19 protein-coding genes are annotated in these 21255 nt (G+C 59.6%); 7 read left to right on the top strand and 12 right to left on the bottom strand.

All coding sequences use genetic code 11. The features are described from left to right. Positions 1 to 16: 16 nt before the first annotated feature. On the top strand, positions 17 to 301 hold the full coding sequence (locus ACN2TU_RS00610; protein ID WP_435151709.1) for a GYD domain-containing protein: 285 nt from the start codon (positions 17 to 19) through the stop codon (positions 299 to 301). Between the two features lie 18 nt (positions 302 to 319). Here ACN2TU_RS00610 and metG read toward each other — a convergent pair whose 3' ends face one another. Beyond that, the gene (gene metG / locus ACN2TU_RS00605) at positions 320 to 2425 is read right to left on the bottom strand and encodes a methionine--tRNA ligase (protein WP_435151706.1); all 2106 of its coding nucleotides are present in this window, start codon (positions 2423 to 2425) and stop codon (positions 320 to 322) included. 367 nt (positions 2426 to 2792) lie between these two features. Further along, positions 2793 to 3350: a YqaA family protein gene (locus ACN2TU_RS00600; protein WP_435152424.1), complete on the bottom strand. Its 558-nt coding sequence runs from the start codon at positions 3348 to 3350 to the stop codon at positions 2793 to 2795. 128 nt (positions 3351 to 3478) lie between these two features. Between ACN2TU_RS00600 and ACN2TU_RS00595 the strand changes: the two genes are divergently transcribed. Then, positions 3479 to 4021, top strand: coding sequence for an HVO_2922 family protein (locus tag ACN2TU_RS00595; protein WP_435151703.1), 543 nt, complete (start codon positions 3479 to 3481; stop codon positions 4019 to 4021). 3 nt (positions 4022 to 4024) lie between these two features. Here ACN2TU_RS00595 and mfnA read toward each other — a convergent pair whose 3' ends face one another. From mfnA to ACN2TU_RS00560, 7 genes are all read right to left on the bottom strand, one after another. Then, positions 4025 to 5095, bottom strand: a complete 1071-nt coding sequence (gene mfnA, locus ACN2TU_RS00590) for a tyrosine decarboxylase MfnA (protein WP_435151700.1) — start codon at positions 5093 to 5095, stop codon at positions 4025 to 4027. A gap of 45 nt (positions 5096 to 5140) precedes the next feature. Continuing rightward, a complete protein-coding gene (locus tag ACN2TU_RS00585; protein ID WP_435151697.1) occupies positions 5141 to 5581 on the bottom strand; it encodes a type 2 periplasmic-binding domain-containing protein in 441 nt (146 codons plus the stop codon). Continuing rightward, entirely contained in the window at positions 5581 to 6000 is a 420-nt protein-coding gene (locus tag ACN2TU_RS00580) for a type 2 periplasmic-binding domain-containing protein (RefSeq protein ID WP_435151695.1), read from the bottom strand. The genes ACN2TU_RS00585 and ACN2TU_RS00580 overlap by 1 nt, the downstream gene beginning before the upstream one ends. A 30-nt stretch (positions 6001 to 6030) precedes the next feature. Then, positions 6031 to 6597 (bottom strand): twin-arginine translocation signal domain-containing protein, encoded by a 567-nt coding sequence (locus tag ACN2TU_RS00575; protein WP_435151692.1) that lies wholly within the window; start codon positions 6595 to 6597, stop codon positions 6031 to 6033. A gap of 135 nt (positions 6598 to 6732) precedes the next feature. Continuing rightward, positions 6733 to 9027, bottom strand: a complete 2295-nt coding sequence (gene ppsA / locus ACN2TU_RS00570; RefSeq protein WP_435151690.1) for a pyruvate, water dikinase — start codon at positions 9025 to 9027, stop codon at positions 6733 to 6735. Positions 9028 to 9382: 355 nt separating this feature from the next. Beyond that, entirely contained in the window at positions 9383 to 10285 is a 903-nt protein-coding gene (locus ACN2TU_RS00565; protein ID WP_435151687.1) for a PhzF family phenazine biosynthesis protein, read from the bottom strand. A 334-nt stretch (positions 10286 to 10619) separates the two neighbouring features. Beyond that, the gene (locus tag ACN2TU_RS00560; protein ID WP_435151684.1) at positions 10620 to 11996 is read right to left on the bottom strand and encodes a chymotrypsin family serine protease; all 1377 of its coding nucleotides are present in this window, start codon (positions 11994 to 11996) and stop codon (positions 10620 to 10622) included. 158 nt (positions 11997 to 12154) lie between these two features. Here ACN2TU_RS00560 and ACN2TU_RS00555 point away from each other — a divergent pair, with 158 nt between their 5' ends. The 3 genes from ACN2TU_RS00555 to ACN2TU_RS00545 all read left to right on the top strand — a co-directional run bounded on the left by ACN2TU_RS00555 (position 12155) and on the right by ACN2TU_RS00545 (position 15266). Beyond that, on the top strand, positions 12155 to 12865 hold the full coding sequence (locus ACN2TU_RS00555) for a phosphoribosyltransferase (RefSeq protein WP_435151682.1): 711 nt from the start codon (positions 12155 to 12157) through the stop codon (positions 12863 to 12865). A gap of 81 nt (positions 12866 to 12946) precedes the next feature. After that, on the top strand, positions 12947 to 13798 hold the full coding sequence (gene mtnP / locus ACN2TU_RS00550) for an S-methyl-5'-thioadenosine phosphorylase (protein ID WP_435151678.1): 852 nt from the start codon (positions 12947 to 12949) through the stop codon (positions 13796 to 13798). Between the two features lie 397 nt (positions 13799 to 14195). Then, positions 14196 to 15266, top strand: coding sequence for a pyridoxal-phosphate-dependent aminotransferase family protein (locus ACN2TU_RS00545; protein WP_435151675.1), 1071 nt, complete (start codon positions 14196 to 14198; stop codon positions 15264 to 15266). Between the two features lie 12 nt (positions 15267 to 15278). Here ACN2TU_RS00545 and ACN2TU_RS00540 read toward each other — a convergent pair whose 3' ends face one another. Genes ACN2TU_RS00540 through ACN2TU_RS00530 form a run of 3 tightly spaced genes read right to left on the bottom strand, consistent with a single transcriptional unit; the run spans position 15279 to position 20033 of the window. After that, the gene (locus ACN2TU_RS00540; protein WP_435151672.1) at positions 15279 to 16202 is read right to left on the bottom strand and encodes a segregation/condensation protein A; all 924 of its coding nucleotides are present in this window, start codon (positions 16200 to 16202) and stop codon (positions 15279 to 15281) included. Then, positions 16195 to 19773, bottom strand: coding sequence for a chromosome segregation protein SMC (gene smc, locus ACN2TU_RS00535; RefSeq protein WP_435151670.1), 3579 nt, complete (start codon positions 19771 to 19773; stop codon positions 16195 to 16197). Before smc ends, ACN2TU_RS00540 begins: the two co-directional genes overlap by 8 nt. Positions 19774 to 19799: 26 nt before the next feature. Next, positions 19800 to 20033 carry a DUF7518 family protein gene (locus ACN2TU_RS00530; RefSeq protein ID WP_435151667.1) on the bottom strand — a complete coding sequence of 78 codons (234 nt, stop codon included), beginning with the start codon at positions 20031 to 20033 and terminating at the stop codon, positions 19800 to 19802. 120 nt (positions 20034 to 20153) lie between these two features. Here ACN2TU_RS00530 and ACN2TU_RS00525 point away from each other — a divergent pair, with 120 nt between their 5' ends. Continuing rightward, complete coding sequence (locus ACN2TU_RS00525; protein WP_435151664.1) at positions 20154 to 20732, top strand: histidine phosphatase family protein; 579 nt, start codon at positions 20154 to 20156, stop codon at positions 20730 to 20732. A 60-nt stretch (positions 20733 to 20792) separates the two neighbouring features. After that, a complete protein-coding gene (locus ACN2TU_RS00520; RefSeq protein WP_435151662.1) occupies positions 20793 to 21137 on the top strand; it encodes a hypothetical protein in 345 nt (114 codons plus the stop codon). Positions 21138 to 21255 lie beyond the last annotated feature (118 nt).

The raw sequence follows: 21255 nt of genomic DNA, 5'->3' as shown, positions 1-21255 counted from the left end.
TCCAAAACGGGAAAATATGTCCAAATACGCATCCCTCGTCAACATCGAGCAGAACTATCAGAACGTGCAGGAGCTCGCCTCGATTTGGGGAGACGTGCGAACCGAACTGGAGGCCCACGAGGCGACGCTGGAGGAGACCTACGCAATCCTCGGGGAGTACGATTTCCTCCTCATCATCGACGCGAAAAACAGGGATTCAGCGTATCAGGCATCGCTCTGTATCGAACGCTACGGCCTCGACATGCAGACGATGGAAATCATTCCGATGGAAGAGTTTGCAGGTCTCGTTGACGACCTATAAAAAGGGGGCCAGCACCGATTACTTGATTTTCGTGCCCGGTTCGGCGTCCTCGTAGGTCGTCAACAGGTCGGCCTGTTCGCCCGCCGCGAGCACCATGCCGTTGCTCTCGACGCCGAACAGTTCTGCCTTTTCGAGATTGGCGACCACGACGATTTTCTTCCCTGCGAGGTCGTCCACGTCGTGAAGCTGTTTCAGTCCCGCAACGATTTGGCGCGTCTCACTGCCGATATCGACTTCCAGTCGGAGGAGGGCATCCGCGCCCTCGATCGGCTCCGCCGATTCGATGCGGCCGACGCGTAGGTCGAGATTTTGGAATTCGTCGAAGCTGATGCGGTCGTCGGTCGATTCGTCGTCGGAAGTGGATTCGTCGTCAGTCATGTCTTCGTCGTCGTCAGTTGCCGCGTCGATGCTAGCTTGCAGTTTCTCGTTCAGTTCCTCGACGCGCTCATCCTCGATTTTCCCGAACAGTTCGTCGGGTTCACCGAAGTCGCCGCGGGGTGCGGCGAGGGCATCATCGATGGTCGCGTCATGAACCGAGCCGTCCTCGTCCAACTGCGACCAGAGGGATTCGGCCTTGCCGGGCAGGAGCGGTGCGAACAGCACCGCGAGTGCCTTCGACAACTGGACGCAGTCGTAGATGACCTGCTGGGCTTTTTCGGGGTCGTCGTCGGTCAGCTTCCACGGTTCGTTGCGCTGGATGTACTCGTTGCCGAACGCGGCGAGGGAAGTGGCCGCGTCACCCAGCTCCTTGAGCGAGTAGTCGTTCACGGCCGCGGTGAACTCCTCGATGGCTTCCTCGATGCGGTCGCGGACTTCGTCGCTCGTCTCGGCATCCGGCGCACCGTCGTAGTTCCGCGCGGCGAAGAGCAGGCTTCGGTAGACGAAGTTGCCGACCGTCCCGACGAGTTCGCCGTTGACGCGCTCCTGGAACTGCTCCCACGAGAAGTTCACGTCGCGTTCGAATCCGCCGGTCGTGCTGAGGTAGTAGCGTAGGAGGTCAGGGTCGAAGCCTTCGGCCAGATAGTCGTCGGCCCAGACCGCTCGGTTGCGACTGGTCGAAAAGCTCTTGTCGTTCAGGTTGACGAAGCCACTCGCCATGACGGCGCGAGGTTCGTTGTACCCGACGGCGTGGAGCATCGCGGGCCAGAAGATAGTGTGATGCTGGATGATGTCGCGTCCGATGATGTGGATGATTTCACCGCCGGACGATGTCCGGCGAGCCTCCGAATTCGAGCCGGGTTCGGAGACACCGTCGTCCTTCCAGACTTCCTCCCAGTCGTAAATGTCCGCACCGACGCGCTCGGTGTACTGTTTGGTCGAGGAGACGTACTCTATCGGCGCATCCACCCAGACGTAGAGCACGAGTTCGTCGCCACCCTCACCCGGGTAGTCGATACCCCAATCCATATCGCGGGAGATACACCAGTCCTGGAGTTCGCCCTCTATCCATTCGCGTGGCTGATTTTGCGCGTTGCTCGTTCCTTCGAGGCGGTCGATAAACTCCTGAAGGTACTCCTGGAGCTCCGAGACGCGGAAGAACTTGTGTGTCCGCTCGCGGTACTCCGCCGGGTTGCCCGTCACGGTGCTGGTCGGGTCTTCGATTTCGCCGGGCTCGAGGTGCCGACCACAGCCTTCGTCACATTCATCGCCGCGGGCGTGCTCGCCGCAGTACGGACAGGTTCCTTCGACGTAGCGGTCGGGGAGTGGAACGTCCTCTATCGGATCCCACGCGACCTTGATCTCCTTCTCGTAGATGTACCCCTCGTCGTCCAGTGTCCGAACGAACTCACGGGTGAGTTCGGTGTTCGTCTCGTCGTCGGTATGACCGTAGTTGTCGAACTCGATGTTGAACTCGGGAAACGTCGCTTCGTACTGCTCGTGGTGCCGAAGTGCGAACTCGCTGGGCGAGACGCCTTCCTTCTCGGCATTGACGGCGACCGGCGTCCCGTGCATATCCGACCCGGAGACGAAGGCCGTCTGCTGGCCGAGCTTTCTCAGCGCGCGCGACAGCACGTCACCGCTGACGTAGGTTCGCAGATGACCGATGTGCAAATCCCCATTTGCGTAGGGGAGCCCACAGGTCACCACCGCGGGTTCCTCGGTTGGATAGTCGTCGTGGCTCATACTCTCATCTCCTTTTCTGCGGGTGTAAAACCCGCCGGTTTCGGTATCTCGTCATCGTGGTTCGTGTGGATTGTTGATTGGATACAGCAGTAGCTCTCGTTCGATACTCGAACTGCCGGGTTTCACCCACGGAAAAACCGACTGCATCCGGCCCAGAAGGATTCACCCAGCGCTATCGCTCGTCACGCATAGGCAGGGCGACTGTGTGGGCCGTCCGTCGCATACCAGACGGTTGGTTCGTGACAGTATATAAACTCTTCCCCCGAAAATGTACGAATAGAAGATGTTTGTCGGGACATCTAGGCGCACGCCACGTCTAGCACCTGCAAACGACATACTAACGCCGAAAACGGTTCCATGTGCAATTCTAAAACGGTAGTTCCAGGGCGATAACACCGGCACCCAGTACGATGGTCACCAACAATCGGCCGACGCTCCCGGCGAACGTCGCGGCGGCGAACTTCGCGTAATCCTCCTCCAAAATCGAGAAGGCATAAATCGAAATCGTGTCCGGGAAAAACGGGACACAGAGCGCCATCGCCAGACCGAGATAACCCCACTTTCGAGCGAGTGCGACCGTCTTCCGTTCCGACCACTCCACGATGTTGATTTTCGAGCGCCGAAGCGCCTTGATGACCGGACCGGACTGCTTTGCCTCCTGCCCGATGTGGAAGGCGAACACGCTTCCGCCGGCCTTTCCGAGGCCGCTCACGAGGATGATGAGCGCATATCGCCCGACTTCCCCCGTTCCGAGGTTGAGCGGTGCGAGGAGAACAACCTCGCTCGGAAGCGGAAGAATGAACGAGATGAGAAACGAGTAGATGGCGATGAGTGCCAGTCCGGCCCACCCGGTAGCGTGTTCGACGGCGTCGGCTAGCCAACCGAACGACCCGAGGACAAAACCGTTCGTGATCGGGTCGGCGATCGGAACCAGACTCTCTAGCACACGAAACTCTCGGTAATCGACCGATGTAAACTTTAACATCGGCAAATCTGTCTGCGGCAACTACTATTGGCAAATAGACTCATACCGAATCGACGCATATGGTGGGTGTGCAATCGGAAAGAGAGTTTCGCGTTGGCATCTACCCGAACTTGGAGGTGCAGCTAGAGTACACCCCCGACCACTCCGCGATAACCGTCACCGTGGAGTACCGACGTGACGGCAAATGGGAGGGGGCGGACAGTGATCGCAACCAGCGCGGACAGCGTGTGACGATAACCCGCGACGGCACGCCGCTGCTGGAACAGGAGATTTCATTCGAACTCCTCGAACGCTACGGAACGACTCTCGCGAAGTTCGTCCGTCGTTTCACTGACCGGCAGCCGACATCGACCGAAACGGCGGAACCCGAATCGTGGCCTATCGCAGTGACACAGGAAGACGGCTCCGTCGTAAAGGCGCTTCGACCACCGACACAGGCCATCTTCGAACTGTACAAAGACCACGCCGATGAGTGGCGTTGGCGACTCATCCACCAGAACGGGAACATCATCGCCGACTGTGGCGAAGGCTATTCCTCGAAGCAGGCCGCAATCAACGGTATCGAGAGCGTCAAACGGAACGCACTCGGCGCACCCACAGAGGAACAGTAGCGATTATTTCGAGGTGCGGTCGCAAACCGAGTCGAGGTCGGCGGCGAACGATTCCAGCATCGAGCGAGTGACGTGCGGCATGCAAACGATTCTGAGTTCGCCCGACCCGGTCGGTGAGACGCGCCATCCGCGGGACTGGAGCGCCTCGACCGTTTCCCGAGGAACTTCCGCCGCCACCAGCGGCAGAACGGGGTCAACCACGTCGTAGCCACAGGACTCGAACGCGTCGGCGATCCATTCAGCGTTGGCCTGCGAACGTTCGTACTGCTCGCGGTAGCCCTTCGGCCAGAGTTCGTCCATCGCGGCCCACGCACTGGCGACGCCCGCACCGCTTCGAGTACCGGTTAGCGTCGCCTGCGAGGTCGATTCGAGGTACGGCGTTTCGACCGCCAGCGCGTCCAACACGCGTTTTTCGCGGGCCAAAAATCCGCCCGCCGGAACCGCCGCCTGCCCCATCTTGTGTGGGTCGATACCCATCGTGTCCACCTCGGCGTGGTCGAAATTCCACTCGTAGTCGGTAAACGGAAGCACGAATCCACCCCACGCCGCGTCCACGTGAAGCAGTGCTCCCGTGTCGTGGGCAATTTCCGACAGCGACGGAATCGGGTCAACTCGCCCGTATTCGGTCGTTCCCGCGATGCCGACGACCAATACAGTATCGTCATCGACCAGTTCGGTCACCGCGTCCGGGTCGGCGCGCCTGTCGGCATCCACATCGGCGAGTCGCAGTTCGACGCCGAGCACGTCCGCCGCTTTCTGGAAACTGAAGTGGGCGCTCTCGGGTGCGACGATGTTCGGCGTATCAGTCTCCGCGAGGTTTCGCGCCGCCCGAACCGCCTGGATGTTGGCTTCGGTGCCACCGCTGGCGATGTAGCCGTGTGGATTTTCGATTCTGGTCATCTCACCCAGCATTGTGACTGCTTCGTCTTCCAATCCGGAAACAGTCGGGTACGTCGTCGGGTCACCCGGATTCGACGCCAAAAATCGTTCTGCAGCGTCACGGGCCGCCGGATGGGGTTCGGTACACATCGAAGAAAGCACCCGACGGAATGACTGGGGCGCGGCCACCTGCATATCCGGAAATTCGGGGCGTCGGGTTTATTCGTTCCGTTCTCCACGTCACAACCTGTTGAACTGCTCTATCGCTTCGAGTTGCGACTGTAGCTCCTGCATCGCCGGTTCCGGTGCCATGTCCCCGGAGTACGCCGTGTGAACGAGTTCCGCCGTTCTCGTCGATTCCTGCGTCCACGCGATAGTGACCGGGCGCGGCATCGCACTCTCTCCCGCGGTGCGGAGGGTTTCGACGTGCGAACCCATTATCGGCACGGAACGTGCCGCACGCGATTCGAGTACGCTGATTTCAGGAGGAATCAGTCCGAGCTCCTCGAACAGCATCAGCTGAATCCGCTTGTCGGTCATCGCTTCGAGCACCTGTATCGTGGCGTCCAGCTTCGTCGAATGGGGGTTGACGGCCATGTGCCACCCGCCGAGTGCGGATGTGGAACCGCCGACAACCTCGTACTGGGACTGTTTTTCCGTGACCGCGTATGGAATCGGCATCACTCCGAGATTCGTCCCGAGTGCGCTTTCGGCCCCCGCGCTGCGCTTTCGGCCCCCGCGCTGTTGATTGCGTACGGCCAGTTCCGATGCATCACCGCATCACCTGCGCCGAACGGACTGTACGATGTGTCCTCGATCCACGTGAGAACGCCGGTCGGTGCGATACCCCCAGCGTAGCCGTCGAGCGCGGACGGGTCATCCTGTCCCCAGATGAACGTCCGAATCATTCGTACCGAGTCCACGACGGCGGGGTTGGCGACGGTTATCGGCCGTTCGCCGACCGGACCGAAGAGATATTCGCGTCCGCCGAAGTACGCACCGCCCCACGTGGAGATGAATTCGTTGAAATCACAGCAGGGAAGTCCCTCATAGAGGCTGGCCTGAAACGTAAAGCCGTACGGAACGCCGGACTGTTCCATCGCATCGTTCGTCACCCGCGAAAACTTCTGTCACGTAATCGGGTTCCGCGCCCAGTTCTCCCCTACCGGGTCGTATCCAGCCTTTTCGACCAAGTCTTTGCGGTACAGCATCATCCCGAAATCCGGATACAACGGCACCGCGTACAGGTTTCCATTCGGTCCGAGCGCGGTCGAGACGCTCGCTCCGAAGTAGCCGTTTTTCACCCGGTCGAGCACGGACTGAGACAGATGTCGGTCGAGGTTGAGCAGTTGGTCACGAACGACGAAGTTCAGTGTCCACCCACTGTCGGTGAGCATGAGGTCGGGTCCCGACAAATTGCCGGACAGCCACCGCGTGTATTGTTCCTCTCGAATATCCGTCTCCTCGGTTCCGGCGATCATTTCGATATCGATAGTTCGGGGAAGACCGACGTCCCACAGCAGTTCGATGAGCGGTTCCCGTACCGACGCCAAGTCCGCATCGGCACCCCACTGTACCGTCGTTACGGCTTGTTGGCCGCGAACCGTTGGGTTCGTAATCGCCGTCGCCCCCACGGCACCCGCCGTCTGCAAAAAGGTGCGACGAGAGACAGACCTCTTCGTGTCGTTTCCCCACATCCCATTCACCACGTAAACTAGAGTTTCGGACGCAGTTATAGTCGTCTGCCGTCGGTGTAGACGGCGTTCCTAAGGGAGTAATTCCAAATCGTGATGACACGGCGAAGAGACAGTTACGACATATATATATATAAACTATCTGACTGAATCGAGGACGAGTTTCTGCTCGACGCGCTTCACTTCGTGTTGCACGTCGCGCACCGCGTCGATGTTCGCCGAGATGGACGAGACGCCGCGGTTGACGAGGAAGCGAACCATCTCCGGTTTCGACCCTGCCTGTCCGCAGATGCTGGTGTTGATGTCGTTTTCACGACAGCAGTCGATGGTCTGACCGATGAGTTGGAGGACGGCGGGGTGGAGTTCGTCGAACCGGCCCGCGACGTTTTCGTTGTTTCGGTCGACAGCGAGCGTGTACTGCGTGAGGTCGTTCGTGCCGAAACTGGCGAAGTCGATTCCCGACTCGGCCATTTCCTCGATTTGGAGCGCGCTGGCGGGCGTCTCTATCATCACACCCCACGTGCGCTTGTCGGGGTCGATTCCCGACTCGGCCATCAGTCGCCGAGCGCGAAGCACGTCTTCGGCGTCATTGACGAGGGGGAGCATGAGTTCGACGTTGTCGTAGCCCATCTCGTACAGTTCACAGAAGGCGTCCAGTTCGTGCTGGAACACGTCCGGCTTGTCGAGGCTACGGCGGATGCCACGCCAGCCGAGCATCGGGTTGTGCTCTTTTGGCTCGTTCTCGCCACCTTGCAGTTGCCGGAACTCGTCGGTCGGCGCATCGAGGGTTCGAACGCGGACGGGGCGCGGGTAGAACTCCTCGGCGACGCCGCGGATTCCCTCCACGATTTCGTCCACGTAGGCGTCGACGCCGTGGTCTTCGATGTACTTGGCCGGCGTCTTGTTGGTCGAGAGGATCATGTGCTCCATGCGGAGCAGGCCGACACCGTCGGCTCCCGTGGCGGCGGCGCGTTCCGCGGCCTCCGGGATGGAGACGTTCACCTTGACCTCCGTCGCCGTCATCGGCTTGACGGGCGTCTTCGGACGGGCGTCCTCGATGGGTTCGCGCTCCTGTTCCTTCTCCGGTTTGCCCTCGCGGACGGTTCCCTTATCGCCGTCCAGCGTAACGACCTGGCCGTCCGATAGAACCTCCGTCGCATTGCTGGAACCGACGACCGCAGGGACGCCGAGTTCGCGCGAGACGATGGCGGCGTGACTGGTCATGCCACCTTCGTTCGTGATGATGCCTGCGGCGCGTTTCATCGCGGGCACCATATCGGGCGTCGTCATTTCCGTGACAATGATGTCGCCCTCGCTGACCTTATCGAGTTGGTCGAGCTTGGTGACGGTTCGGGCCTGACCGCTCGCGATGCCGGGGCTTGCGCCCAGTCCACTCACGAGGATTTCGTGATTGCTACCCATCTCGGTCTGCACCGCACCGCTTCCGTCGGCAACGCCCTCGTTCGTGTCCGCCTCGATTGAGCCGTTGTCACTGATCGTCGTGATTGGCCGCGACTGAAGCATGAAGACATCGTCTCCGACGATTGCCCATTCCACGTCCTGTGGGGTTCCGTAGTGAGCTTCGACTTCCTCGCCGAGTTCCACGAGACGACTGATGTCATCCTCGGAGAGCACACGCGCGTTCCGCTTGTCCTCGGGGACGTCACGCTCGACCGTTTCGCCGGTCTCCGAATCCTTTGTGTGCATTATTTTCTTGTCGGCGATAGTGATATCTTCCGTCGCACCGGAGGCGCGGTCGACGACGTAGTTGTCCGGGGAGACCGACCCAGACACGACCGCTTCGCCGAGACCCCACGCGGCCTCGATGATGATTTTCTTGTCGCCGGTCGAAGGGTGACTCGTGAACATGACGCCGCTCTTTTCGGCATCCACCATTCGCTGGATGACGACCGCGATATCCACGATTTCGTGGTCGAAACCCTTCTCCTGGCGGTAGTAAATCGCCCGCTGTGTGAACAACGACGCCCAGCACTGTTTCACACGTTCGACGAGGTCGTCGCGGGTGATGTTGAGGAACGTTTCCTGTTGGCCCGCAAACGAGGCGTCGGGAAGGTCTTCGGCCGTCGCGGAAGACCGAACCGCGACGAACGCTTTTCCGTCGTCCAAATTATCGTATGCGTCGAGGATTCCTTGTCGCATCTCCGCGGGAATCTCCGTTCCGAGAATGAGTTCTTCCGCGCGCGACTCGGCGTCTGCCAGTGCCGCAGAATCCTCAGTGTCGACGTCGACTGCCTCGAACAACTCGTCCGCGATGCCGGTTTCCTCGATGAACTTCCGGTAGGTGCCGGCAGTCACGACGAATCCCGGCGGGACAGGCAGGTCCGCCCCGGTGAGTTCACCGAGCGACGCACCTTTGCCACCGACCAGTTCGAGGTCGTTTGCACTGATTTCGTCCAGCCAGAGTACAACCATTGCGTATGGGTGGAGACAAGCAGGTACATAAAGAATGTTCCGACCAATCCGCCGAAGAAGATTAACTCAAAATTGAATATGTATCGTGATCGTTAACCGAACGGCGACGAAACGAGGCGAGCAATCACCAGAGCGTGGTGAATTGTCGAATGATGAAGTCGAGTTCGGCAGACCCACGATAGCGAACGATGCCCTCACTTACGTCGTAATCGACGACGCTGCACTGACACACCAGAACAGTCGAGCGGCCCGCTCGTCTCGGGCGAACATATTGTTCACCATCGTATCGCGCTAACTAAATTTCCCAAGATATATATCACAATTTTCACGGGAGATTTCCGCCGAATCGAAGTTCCTAAACCTCGATGATGCCATCGTCTTCCGGTTCGGGAACGACCAACTGGCCGTCCAGTGCGGTCGTCGCGCGCCCACCAACCCGGACGCCGTGCTCGTCGGCGCGGACGCGAACGTACCCGGGTCGGTCAACGAAGTGACCTTGCTCGAATCGCATTTCCTCGGGAAACTCGTCGAATGCAGCTGTCTCGCGCAGGTAGGCACCGACCGCGCCACTCGCGGTTCCAGTGACGGGGTCTTCCGGCACGCCCGCGAGCGGCGCGAACATCCGCCCGTGGAGTGTCGATTCGGCGTCGATAGCGTCGAAGGTGCATGCGTAGATGCCGACCGAACCGACTTCCTTGCTCAGTTCTTCGATTGCGGCCATATCCGGTTCCGCGCCACTGACGTGTTCGAGGAAGTTGACCGGAACGACGAGAAACGGCAGACCGGTCGAAGCGACTGCCATCGGAATGTCCGCACCCACGTCGCGGAGCGCCGCCGAATCGATGCCGAGTGCATCACCCACCCGGTCGTAATCCAGTTCGACGGTCTCGATGTCCGGTTTGTCTTGGGTCATCCAAACCGTTCTATCGTCTTCTACGTCGATGTCGAGCACGCCGACGTTCGTTTCGAGGGTGTGCGCTCCCGGCGAGATGACGCCGTCTTCGAGCAGGTGGACGTGCGACGCAATCGTCGCATGGCCACAGAGGTCTACTTCCGTCGTCGGGGTAAAGTACCGAACCTTGCGGTCCGCGTCTTTGCTTTCGGCAAGGAAGGCCGTCTCGCTGACCGAGAGTTCGCGGGCGACCGCCTGCATCTGGTCGTCGGTCAGTTCGTCGGCGTCCGGGACGACGCCCGCCGCGTTTCCGGCCAGCGGTTCGTCGGTGAAAGCGTCCACGAGGAGGATTCTGACTGTTTGCATACCAGATTCGTTGTCCTCTGTCGGGTTTAAATCTCGGTTTACTACTTCGTGGATTGGGAATGTGGCTAGATACTGCCGAGAGCACACGAACGCGATAGGGAGAGAGCAGTCCACGCTTGTGTGTTTGTGAACGTTACCGGCAATTCCCAACAGTACATGACCGCACCGCAATCGCCTGCTCGCGGCTTCACCGTGAGCGCGGAGGCGGTGGCGATATTTAAAGACGGCAACAGCTAGCGATTCGGAACTAATTCCCTCTCGAAAAGCTAGTCACAAACAACTTGTTCAGAAACAATCAAGAACCGTGTGAGTCCACAGGACGACCGAATCCCGCCTATTCGTTATCGAGCACGTATCCACCTTCGACGTGCACGTCGAACGAATCGCCGACGGATTCGGGAACCGTAAACGTCAGCGAGACGTTCTTCAGATATCGATCGTCACGCACGTGCGCCTCGTTCAATTCGAACGTCGTTCGTTCGCCGCCAACGGCAAGCCACGCGATTCCTTTGGCACTGCCGGACACCAGCGCAGTCGCGGACGCTTGTTGGCCCGACGTGGGCGACCCTGCCACCGAAAACGACACCAGCGAGAGTTGTGGCGTTCCCACCGCGACGGAGACGGTTTCGTCCAGCGTTTCCCGGTAGGTGGATGGGTCGTCGCCGCCGTTTCGACCATCGTCGCTGCCGCCATCGCCACCATCATTTCCGTCCCGGCCTCCGCCGCCGTTGCCACCGCCACCGCTGCCGCCGTCACCGGGTTCCTCGGTCAGCAGTTCGACTCCCAATGCCGATTCGACGTTGCCGATTTTGTTGAAAATCGTCTGGCGCGACGACCCGGCGAACAGCAAGCCAACGAGTTCGCCGGACGAATCGAGGAAGACCGGCGACCCGCTGTCGCCGCCTTTCGACATTGCACCTGCAATGCATTGGTCGCGGAGGGTGAGCGTTCCGGCATCACCGAACCGAACCCGGACGCTCGCGCTGGTCGCTTTGACCTGGCTCCGGGTGACGCCAGTGGTTCGGCCAGTTTTCGTGACCGTCTTGCCTTTCAGCGAGCGATAGTCTTCGCGCCGAACGGTCGTGGGCCACGAATCGTCCAGTTCGTGGTACTCCGCCGATTCCTGCTCCGAATCGACCGACCGCGCCGACACGTCCACCACCGCACCGTCCTCGACGGTGACGTAGCCGAGGAGTTCGCCGGTTTTGTCGTCCGGGAGGTTCCCACCGTCGCGGGGCGAGGGTTGAATGATGGGTTCGCCGAACTCGGCCTCGTTGATGCGAGCGTAGACGTGATTGTTGCTCAGTCTGACGAGGTCGCCCTCGGAGACGGCATCGCTCCAGTTTGCGGTCGCGGTGTCGGTCACACGGGCGGGATACGGTCCAGCGGTGGCCGCAGTCTCCTTCGCGTTGATTTCGCTGACACCGCCGACGACCGGGCGATGGCGCTCGTGTCGGTCTGCCTGTGCCTCGGGCATCGACTCGACGAATGAGAGCGCGTCGAATCCATCGCGTTCCTCGTCGAACCCCGCGTCCTCGACTTCAAGGTTCACGTCGGATACGCGTTTTTTCACGTTGTCCTCGTCGGCGAGTTCGCTGTCCGGAAGCTTCTGGGAGACGAAAACCGTGAGCGTGTTCGTCTCGTCGTCGTATTCGACGCCGAGGACGTTCTTACAATCGAGGAGGTCTTCGAAATCTTCGGTATGAGTCATGGCTGTCAAATGGAACGTATTTTCACGAACCGAACTGTCAATAATAAGTTGCGGGAAGTAATAGGATTAGTGGCTAGTGTCGATGGCCCGACGGCTTCGACTGCCTCGAAACGCACCTGTAAACCGTTAAGTGGCACGCGCTGCGACTTTCGGATAGAATGAGCGACCTGCCGGACGATTTCAAATGCACGATTACCAACTGGGACTACATCTACGGTCTCTGCCGCGACGTGAGCGAGCAGGTGAAAGTCTCCGACTTCGAACCGGACGTCATCGTCGCGCTCGCACGCGGCGGTTGGTTCGCCGGGCGATGCATCTGTGACTTCCTCGGCCTGGACGACCTGACAAGTCTCAAGATGGAACATTACGTGGGGACGGCCCAGAAGTCGGGCGAACCCGAAGTGCGCTATCCGATGCCGGAAGGGAGCGTCGAGGGCAAAGACGTACTCATCATCGACGACATCGCCGATACGGGTGGCTCTCTCAAACACGCCGAGGAGTACGTTACCGACCGCGACGCCGGAGAGATACGGACGGCGACCCTCCAACTACTCCAGACCAGCGAGTTCGAACCCGACTACGTCGGCGAGCAACTCGAAGAGTGGGCGTGGATCGTCTACCCGTGGAACTTCATCGAGGACATGATAGACATCACCAGCGGGGCGCTGGATCGGGCGGACGAAGACGAGTTCTCGAAAGACGACGTTCGTCACTATCTGAGTGAATATCACGATGTGGATCGAATCCAAATGGAAATCGCCCAACCCGACCGTTTGGACGAGGTGCTCACCGAGATGGTTCGGCGCGGCGTGCTATCGCGCAAAGACGGACAGTGGCGACTGGTCGAGACGGCGACTGGCGGACAGTAACCCGCGTTTCGAACGACGTTTTGGAGGGAGTTCCGCGACGAACCCGTATCGTTTAGGTGACTGCCGAATCGAGTCCCTTGCATGATCGGTTTCATCGGCGGAAGCGGCATCTACGAGGCACTGCCACTCGAAAATACCCGAGAAGAGGAAGTGACGACTCCGTTCGGCGACCCGAGTGCACCCGTCACTATCGGCGAAATCGCCGGGAAAGAGGTCGCATTCCTCCCCCGACACGGTCCGAAACACCAGCGAACGCCCACGGAAGCGCCCTACCGAGCGAACATATACGCCCTGAAAAAGCTCGGCGTGGAACGTATTCTGGCCAGCAACGCGGTAGGAAGCCTCCGCGAGGAACTTCCACCCCAGATTCTCGTGATTCCTGACCAGACGTTCGACCGGACGAAACACCGAACGCCGACGTTCTTCGGGAGCGGGATGGTCGTCCACATGCCCTTCGCAGACCCGTACTGCCCGCACATGGTGGAGCATCTTTCGGAGGCCAGCGAGGAAGCGACCGAGGCAGACCACCACTCGGGCGGCACCTACGTCTGCATCGAAGGGCCGCAGTACTCGACGCGAGCAGAAAGCGAGTTCTACCGCGATCAAGGGTTCGAAATCATCGGCATGACGGCGATTCCGGAAGCGAAGCTCGCGCGCGAGGCCGAGATGTGCTACGCGACGGTGGCGGGCATCACTGACTACGACGTGTGGAAGGAAGACAGCGAAGTCACCCTCGAAGAAGTGCTCGAAAACGCCGCGGAAAACGAAGACGCGATCAAGGAAGTCGTCGAGCACGCGATTCGGGAGATGCCCGACGAGCGTGACTGTGACTGTGGCCACGCGTTGGAAGGCACCATCAACACCCCGACGGAAGCGATTCCGGAAGAGAAGCGCGAGGAAGTCGAACTGCTCGCCGGGCAGTATCTCGACTGAACTCCCAAGCGAAACGAGAACGAGACGGACAAGCACGCCGACTGTCGCGCTTGTCCCGACAGCGACCGACTGATTTTACGACCCGAATCGAACGTCGGGTTTCCAAAAAACGGCAGAACGGATTTCCCCAAGAAAACGCCAGACTGGGTTTGGCTTGGGTAAGCAGGCCTCGGCCTGCCTACCCTGCTGTTTCGACCGGGAACGGGCGAACGAGGAACGGAGTGACTGGCTTTGCCACGAGCGACAGTCCGAGTTCGGGCGTGGCGTGCGCCTAGCAGTTGCTACCTGCCAAACTCCAAAAAATCAGTTCGTCGCGCGACACGACAGCGTACACCAACTTTCGAGCCGTGACCGAGACCACGGTGGATTTTAACCCGGCTCAAGCGAAGAATTCAGCATGAAAGAAGAACTGCTGACGATGACGCCGGGACCGACAGCCATCCCCGAAGATGTCCGAAACGCAATGGCCAAACCGGCCATGAACCCCGACGCTGACCCCGAATTCGCATCGTTCTACGAAACCCTGCTCGATGAATTGGCACGAGTTTACCAGACGGACGACGAGATGGTCGTTCTCGGCGGGGAAGGAATCCTCGGCCTGGAAGCCGCCGTCGTCTCGCTCGTCGCACCCGGCGACGACGTGCTCTGTCTCGGCAACGGACTGTACGGCGACGGGTTTTCGGACTTCGTGGAGATGGCGGGTGGGAACCCAGTTTCACACAGCATCGAGTACACCGAAGGGTTCGACCCAAACGAAGTCGCCTCACTGGTCGAGAAAAACGAGTTCGCCGCCGCGACGATGGTTCACTGCGAGACGCCGACCGGACTGCTGAACGACTTCAACGAGGTTCTGGCGACGCTGCAAGATGCAGGCGTCCTGACCATCGTTGACGCGGTGTCGTCGCTCGGCGGCACTCCGGTTCCGGTCGAAGGCATCGACGTGTGTCTCGGTGGGTCACAGAAATGCTTCAGTTCACCACCCGGCCTCACGACCATCTCCGTCAGCGATTCGGCGTGGGAAAAAGTCGAGGCAACCGAACAAGATTCGTTTTACACCAGTTTGGAACCGTGGCACGAGCCGGATTTTTCGTTCCTTCCGTACACGCATCTCGTCTCGAATCTGTATGCCCTGGAAGTATCACTCGACCGGATTCTGGACGAGGGCCTCGACTCCGTTTTCGCTCGCCACGAGGAAACCGCGGAACTCTGTCGAGCACGAGGACGCGAACTGGGACTAAAACCGTTCCCCGGAACCGAATCGCTCTGTTCGCCGACGGTCACGGCGTTCGAAATCGACGGAGCGGCGACGGAAATCCAGCAGCGACTCCACGACGACCACGGGATTCTCGTCGCGACCGGACTCGGCGAGATGGCGGACGACATTCTGCGAATCGGGCATATGGGCTACAACGCACAGGAATCGCGGGTCGAAAAAACGATGGACGCACTCGAATCGGTGCTGGATTGAACCGCGAGGGGTTCAGTCCGCGAGCAGTTCCGTCGCTTCTTCCCTTTCATCTCCGTCTTCGACCGCATCGCGAGCGTCTTGCACCCAGAGGTCGCCGAACAGGTCGTCCTGGTCGAGCGTGAGAAAACTACGGTGAGCAAGAAACAGCAGTGCGAGATAGGTTTCGACCCTGCTCGGGCCAACACCGTCGATTTCGGCGTACAGCACTTCCGTCCTTCCTGCTTCGTACTGCGTGATGAGCGCCGATTGCACGTCGTCGATGACCGATTCGATATCCTCGTCGTGGGTCGTGCCGGTCACCTCGGACTCGGTCGGTTCGTCGTCGAACCGCATGTCGTCGCCCGAGTGGTAGTCCAAGGTCTGCGTCCCTCGGCGGAACCCCTGCGGCGAGTCGCTGGTGTCGTAGGTTCTGGATTCCTTCCACCACGACCCACGCTCTCGTTCGCGCAAGTCGCGGACGAGTTCGTCCAGCGTTTCCGGATTGCCGCGGGCGTGTTTGCGGTCGAGTCGGCGTTCCATCTCGTCTTCGAGCGAGGCGACGGGGTCGAATCCGCCATCATCCATCGCCATCGGCGCTTCCCACGGTTCGAGTTCCTCCTCCTCCTCGGGGTCGTCGTCCGCGAGGAGCGCATCGCTTTTCATCCGGAGGAGAACGCTGGCGTAGAACAGTGCCCGACCCGAGGTTCGGAGGTCCGCCTCGTCCAGTCGCGCGAGGAACTTGTCCGTCACGTCCACGATGTCGATGTCCCACGGTTCGATTTCGCCGTCCTCGGCGAGTTGGACGAGCAGTTCGACGGGTTCGACTTCGTCATCATCGGACGTGTGTTCGTCGGGGACGAGTGCATTCATGTCGCCTCGATTCCCGCCCTCTCGCTCCCTCTTTCGGTCATCGTGATCGGTGATGTCGAGGGGAATATCACCGCCCCGTTCAGTCATCCGCGGGCACCTCCTCTTCCCCGTCGAGACGAATGCCAGTGACACTGCTCACGTTGTTCCCCTGCATCGTCACGCCGATTGCGCGCTCGGAGCGTTCGAGCATCGCGGAGCGATGCGAGACGACCATGAACTGGGCGTCGCCAGCGAGTTCGTCCACCATCTCGCCGACACGCTCCGCGTTGACAGCGTCGAGGAAGGCGTCAACCTCGTCCAGCGCGTAGAACGGTGCGGGGTTGTACCGCTGGATGGCGAAAATGAACGCGAGGGCGGTGAGCGATTTTTCCCCGCCACTCATCGCGTCGAGTCGCTGAACCGGCTTGTCGCCAGGTTGGGCTTTCATCGTCAGACCGCCGTCGAACGGGTCGTCTTCGTCTTCGAGGAACAGTTCGCCCGACCCGGCCGAGAGGCGGGTAAAGATGTCCCGGAACTGGGAGTCGATGGCGTCGAACGCCTCCATGAACGTCTCCTTTTTCTGTGATTCGTAGGAGTCGATTCGCTCCCGGATGCCATCTCGTTCCTCGACCAAGGTCGCTTTACGCTCTTTGAGGTCGTCCAAATCGCTCTCCACGTCGTCGTACTCGTCGATTGCGAGCATGTTGACGGGTTCGAGGGCTTCCATCTGGCGTTCAAGTCGGTCGATGTTGTTCCGAACTTCGTCGTGGTCGGGAACGTCCTCGGGGTCGTACTCGCCGACTTCCTCGCGGAGTTCGGCTACGTCTTCTTCCAACCGACTCGCACTTCGTTTGAGACTGCCGAGGCGGTTCTCGACCGTTTCGACCTGCGACTGTTGTTCGTCGCGCTTCTGCTTCGCCTCGCCGAGTTCCTCCTTCAGGTCGGAACGTTCGTCCTTGAGTTCGGCGAGTTCGTCTTCCAACTCCTCGACCGCTTCGCGCTTCGATTCGAGGGTATCCTCGCGGTCTTCGATGTTCGTCTCGAATTCCGCGATACGTTCTTCCTGCTCAGCTTTGCGATTCTGCGCGGATTCGATATCGTCGTGCAGGTCGTCGATAGCGTCTTCGGCGTACTGCTTTTCGAGTTGCAGTTCGTTCAGTCGGCCATCGAGGGTATCCATCCGGTCTTCTAATTCGTCGATTTCGGCTTCGACTTCGTCGGCCTTGCTCGACAGTTCGGGGATCTTCGAGTCGGCGAGTTCGGATTCCAATTCCGCGATGTCGCTCTCAATGTCCGCAATCGTCCTCTCGTGTGCCGAAATCTCGGTTTCGAGTTCCTGCATCCGGTCGTTGACCGACTCGCGTTCGTCCTGGACGTCCTCGATTTCGTCCTGAAGTGACTCGATCGTCTCCTCGACGGATTCGATCTCTTGCTCCTTTCGCTCGATGTCGGTTTCGATGGCTCGAACTTGGTCTGTCGCGTCGGTTTGGCGGTCACGGGCGTCGTCCAACCGGTCTTCGACGCCGCGAATGGACTCCCGAATCGACTGGCGTTCTTCCTCCAACTCGTTGATTTCTCGGGCGACACGCTCCAGTTGTCCTTTGCCGGACGCGGAGAAGGAGTAGCGTGACCCGCTGGTGGAACCGCCGGTCATCGCGCCGCTCTTCTCGACCAGTTCACCCGACAGCGTGACGAGGCGGAAATCGCCCATCAGTTCGCGAGCGGTTTCCATGTCTTCCACGACCAGCGTGTCGCCGACGACGTAGGAGAAGATGCCCGAATACTCGGAATCGAAGTCAATGAGGTTGTACGCGAAATCGACCACGCCGGGCATGTTCGGCGTGGACGGCAGTCGCCGGTCGTTCATCTTGGTAATCGGCAGGAACGTCGCACGACCCGCGTTTCTGCGTTTGAGATACTCGATACAGCGCTGGCCGACGCTGTCGTCGTCCACGACGACCTGCGACATCCGGCCACCGGCCGCGGTTTCGCAGGCGGTGGCGTACTGCTGGCTCACGCTCCCGAGTTGCGCAATGGTGCCATGAACGCCGTCGAGACCGCCGTTCAAGATGGTCGAGACGGCGCGTCCGTACGACGAATCGCCGCTCTCTTCAGCACGCGCGTCGAGTTCGGCATACTTCTGCTGTTTCGACTGCAACCGATTTTCGACTGAATCGAGGTCGGACTGGAGTTCGCGCTTTTCGGCTTTCAAGTCGTCTACGACGTCGCCGATTTGTTCGGCGTTCCGTTCGGCTTTCAGCAGTTCGTCAGCGAGATCGTCCAGTTCGGTTTCAATGTCCGGGATTCGATCGCGGGCCGAATCGAGTTCGTTCTGTTTCTGGTTCACCGCGTCGGAGCGCCGCCGGGCCTCGTCCAGCAAACGGTCTTTCTCGCGTTGAAGCTCGTTTTTCTCGCTTTTTTCGTCCTCGAGAGCGTCCTTTTTCTCGGCAAGGTCGGCTTTCACCTCGTCGTACTCGGTGTCAACGTTCTCGATTTCCTCCTCGATTTCGGCGAGTTTGGCTTCCTTGGTGCCGATTTCGCCTTTGACCGAGGCCTTCTCGATTTTGATGTCGCGGATGTCGCCGTCCAAATCGTCCACCGTCTCCTGCTTGCGGTCAATTTCGACGAACGCCTGTCGTCTGCGGCTTTCGGCGTCCTGAATCTTCTCCTCGGCGGATTCGATCTTGTCTTCGAGCCGCGAAATCTCGCCTTTGACCTCCTCGATTTCGCTCTTGATGGCGAGTTGTTCGTCCTCACCCTTGCGCTCGATTTCCGTGTTGAGCTCCTCCAACTGGTCTTCCAGACGGACGACTTTGCCCTGTCGTTCGTCCAGTTCGCGCTGGAGGGAGACGAGTTCTTCCTTGCGGCTCTCGATGTCGTCCCGGGTCGCTTCGAGGTCGATCCGTTTTTCTTCGAGTTCCGCCGCTTTCAGGTAGCCTTCGTACTCCTCTTTTTCCTCGCGGAGGCCTTTGTATTCGAGCGCGGTTTCCCGCTCGTCGCGCAGCTGGTCGAGTCGGTCTTCTTTCTCCTCGATGCGGAGTTCTGCCTCCTCGACGCGGTCTTTGACTACTTCGAGTTCTTCGAGTGCGGCATCTTTTTTCGCGTCGAACTCCGACACACCGGCGATTTCGTCGATGATTTCACGGCGCTCGAACGGCGTCATGTTGATGATGCCGGTCACGTCACCCTGCATGACGACGTTGTACCCTTCCGGCGTCACGCCCGCCTGTGCGAGCAAGTCCTGAATATCGGAGAGGTTGACCGACCGCTCGTTCAGGTAGTAGTACGAGTAGTAGTTATCCTCGGTCTGTTTCACCCTCCGTTTGATGATGATTTCGTCCACGTCGCCGACGTTGTCCGTTCCGGCGGCGTTGACGACCTGCGTTCGGTCGAGCGTTCCGTCCGAGTTATCCAGAACGACCTCGACGGATGCTTCGAGCGGGCCGTTTTTCGTACCCTCACCCTCGTCGTAGCCGGGGTTGTAAATCAGGTCGGTGAGCTTTTCGGCGCGGATACCTCTCGTTCTGGCCAGTCCGAGCGCGAAAAGGACGCTGTCGATGATGTTGCTCTTTCCGGACCCGTTCGGCCCCGTGACCACCGTGAAGTCCTCGTAAAACGGGATTTCGGTCTTCCGGCCGAAGCTCTTGAATTTGTCAAGGACGAGCTTTTTGATGTGCATGGGTTGCTCGTGAGAGAGGGAACCCCCTACGCCACGATGATGTCGTCGCCCAGTCCGGAGGTTTCCTCGTCGGTATCGTCTGTTTCGTCCTTAGACTCCTCGGATTTAGCCTCTTCGACCTCGTTCGATTCCTGTTCGGCTTCCAACTCGCGGATTCGCTGATTGGCGTCCACGAGTTCCTCCGTCAGTCCACGAATCGTCGCATCGAGTTCTTCGACCCGCGACTCCAGATTTGCGATTCGGTCGCGCTGGCTAGTCATATCACGTATGCGTCACGGTTTCCTCATAAAGGTGCGTCAGACAGGCGGCAGACACGGGGGCAATAGGAGGAAAACGTGCCAAACCAGAATCGTTAATTGTCGATGAAGAAGACGGAAAACATGACTACAATCTACTTCATCCGCCACGCACACGCCCCGTGGGTGCCAAACCGCGAAGCCGAACGTCCCCTTTCGGAACGCGGTCGGGTGGACGCAGAGCACGTCGCCGACCTGCTGGCCGACCGCGACATCGACGCCGTCGTTTCCAGTCCCTACGCTCGTGCAATTCAGACAGTCCGTCCAACCGCCGACTATCACGACCTGGAAATCGCCATCGAGGAGGAGTTCCACGAACGGCGGCTAACCGACAGTTCGGTCGAATCCTTCGGTGAGACGTTCGAGAGCGCCATCGAGGGCGTGTGGAATGACTGGTCGTTTTCGTGGCCGGACGGCGAATCGAATCTCACGGCACAGGAGCGCGGCGTCTCGGCCCTCGAACGAACGCTGGAAGACCACGAGGACGAGTCCGTCGTCGTCGGCACCCACGGCAACCTCCTGACGCTCGTGCTGAACCACTACGACGACCGATTCGGTTTCGATTTCTGGAACGAGGAACTGACGATGCCGGATGTCTACGAAGCACAGTTCGAAGGAGGGGAAATGGTCGAAACCGAGTGTCTGTACCCGATCCCAAATTGAATCCTACTGCGATTGTCAGACGAACTATCTGATATCTAGAACAGGTGCACAAAACATATTATGACTGACGATTGGAATCGAACGAGAGATGGGAGAAACCACTGGACACGTCGCACGGTTCTCCGATTCTGCAGTTTCGGAATTGCCGGACTTGGCGGCTGCGTTGGAGGGAACGGCGACCCACAGAACGCACCTGAAACCGAGTCAACAGACACAACGGCGACGACTGCGAAACAGGGAACGAACGGCGCTCAAACGGCGGCAGGAGGAGCCGAGACGACGGACGGAGGTTCAACGAATTCGTCGGAGACACATCCGGTACTGCTCGCAATCAGCAGTTACGCGAAGAGCAAGCAGAAGGCGACGGTGACGGTAACGAAGGGAGAATCGACCCTACTTGACTAAACGGTCACCGTCCCCGTAAACGGCACCGTTACGTTCGACGACGCGCTGGTCGTTCCGAAACGGGGTTCCGTTACGTACGAAATCAGCGTGTCGGTGAAGGACGGAGCGACGGCGACGA

It is taken from the genome of Haladaptatus marinus, from assembly GCF_051194195.1.
The sequence above is the reverse complement of the archived record's forward strand: the minus strand, read 5'-3'. Positions and strand labels throughout refer to the sequence as shown.

Bases quoted from the DNA above. Each gene is read 5' to 3' on its own strand.
- mtnP (WP_435151678.1), top strand. From the start codon at position 12,947: ATGATCGGTTTCATCGGCGGAAGCGGCATCTACGAGGCACTGCCACTC.
- ACN2TU_RS00610 (WP_435151709.1), top strand. From the start codon at position 17: ATGTCCAAATACGCATCCCTCGTCAACATCGAGCAGAACTATCAGAAC.
- ACN2TU_RS00520 (WP_435151662.1), top strand. From the start codon at position 20,793: ATGACTGACGATTGGAATCGAACGAGAGATGGGAGAAACCACTGGACA.
- ACN2TU_RS00565 (WP_435151687.1), bottom strand. From the start codon at position 10,285: ATGCAAACAGTCAGAATCCTCCTCGTGGACGCTTTCACCGACGAACCG.
- ACN2TU_RS00525 (WP_435151664.1), top strand. From the start codon at position 20,154: ATGACTACAATCTACTTCATCCGCCACGCACACGCCCCGTGGGTGCCA.
- mfnA (WP_435151700.1), bottom strand. From the start codon at position 5,095: ATGCAGGTGGCCGCGCCCCAGTCATTCCGTCGGGTGCTTTCTTCGATG.
- ACN2TU_RS00575 (WP_435151692.1), bottom strand. From the start codon at position 6,597: ATGTGGGGAAACGACACGAAGAGGTCTGTCTCTCGTCGCACCTTTTTG.
- ACN2TU_RS00555 (WP_435151682.1), top strand. From the start codon at position 12,155: ATGAGCGACCTGCCGGACGATTTCAAATGCACGATTACCAACTGGGAC.
- ACN2TU_RS00560 (WP_435151684.1), bottom strand. From the start codon at position 11,996: ATGACTCATACCGAAGATTTCGAAGACCTCCTCGATTGTAAGAACGTC.
- ACN2TU_RS00580 (WP_435151695.1), bottom strand. From the start codon at position 6,000: ATGGAACAGTCCGGCGTTCCGTACGGCTTTACGTTTCAGGCCAGCCTC.
- smc (WP_435151670.1), bottom strand. From the start codon at position 19,773: ATGCACATCAAAAAGCTCGTCCTTGACAAATTCAAGAGCTTCGGCCGG.
- ACN2TU_RS00545 (WP_435151675.1), top strand. From the start codon at position 14,196: ATGAAAGAAGAACTGCTGACGATGACGCCGGGACCGACAGCCATCCCC.
- ACN2TU_RS00540 (WP_435151672.1), bottom strand. From the start codon at position 16,202: ATGACTGAACGGGGCGGTGATATTCCCCTCGACATCACCGATCACGAT.
- metG (WP_435151706.1), bottom strand. From the start codon at position 2,425: ATGAGCCACGACGACTATCCAACCGAGGAACCCGCGGTGGTGACCTGT.
- ACN2TU_RS00530 (WP_435151667.1), bottom strand. From the start codon at position 20,033: ATGACTAGCCAGCGCGACCGAATCGCAAATCTGGAGTCGCGGGTCGAA.
- ppsA (WP_435151690.1), bottom strand. From the start codon at position 9,027: ATGGTTGTACTCTGGCTGGACGAAATCAGTGCAAACGACCTCGAACTG.
- ACN2TU_RS00585 (WP_435151697.1), bottom strand. From the start codon at position 5,581: ATGCCGATTCCATACGCGGTCACGGAAAAACAGTCCCAGTACGAGGTT.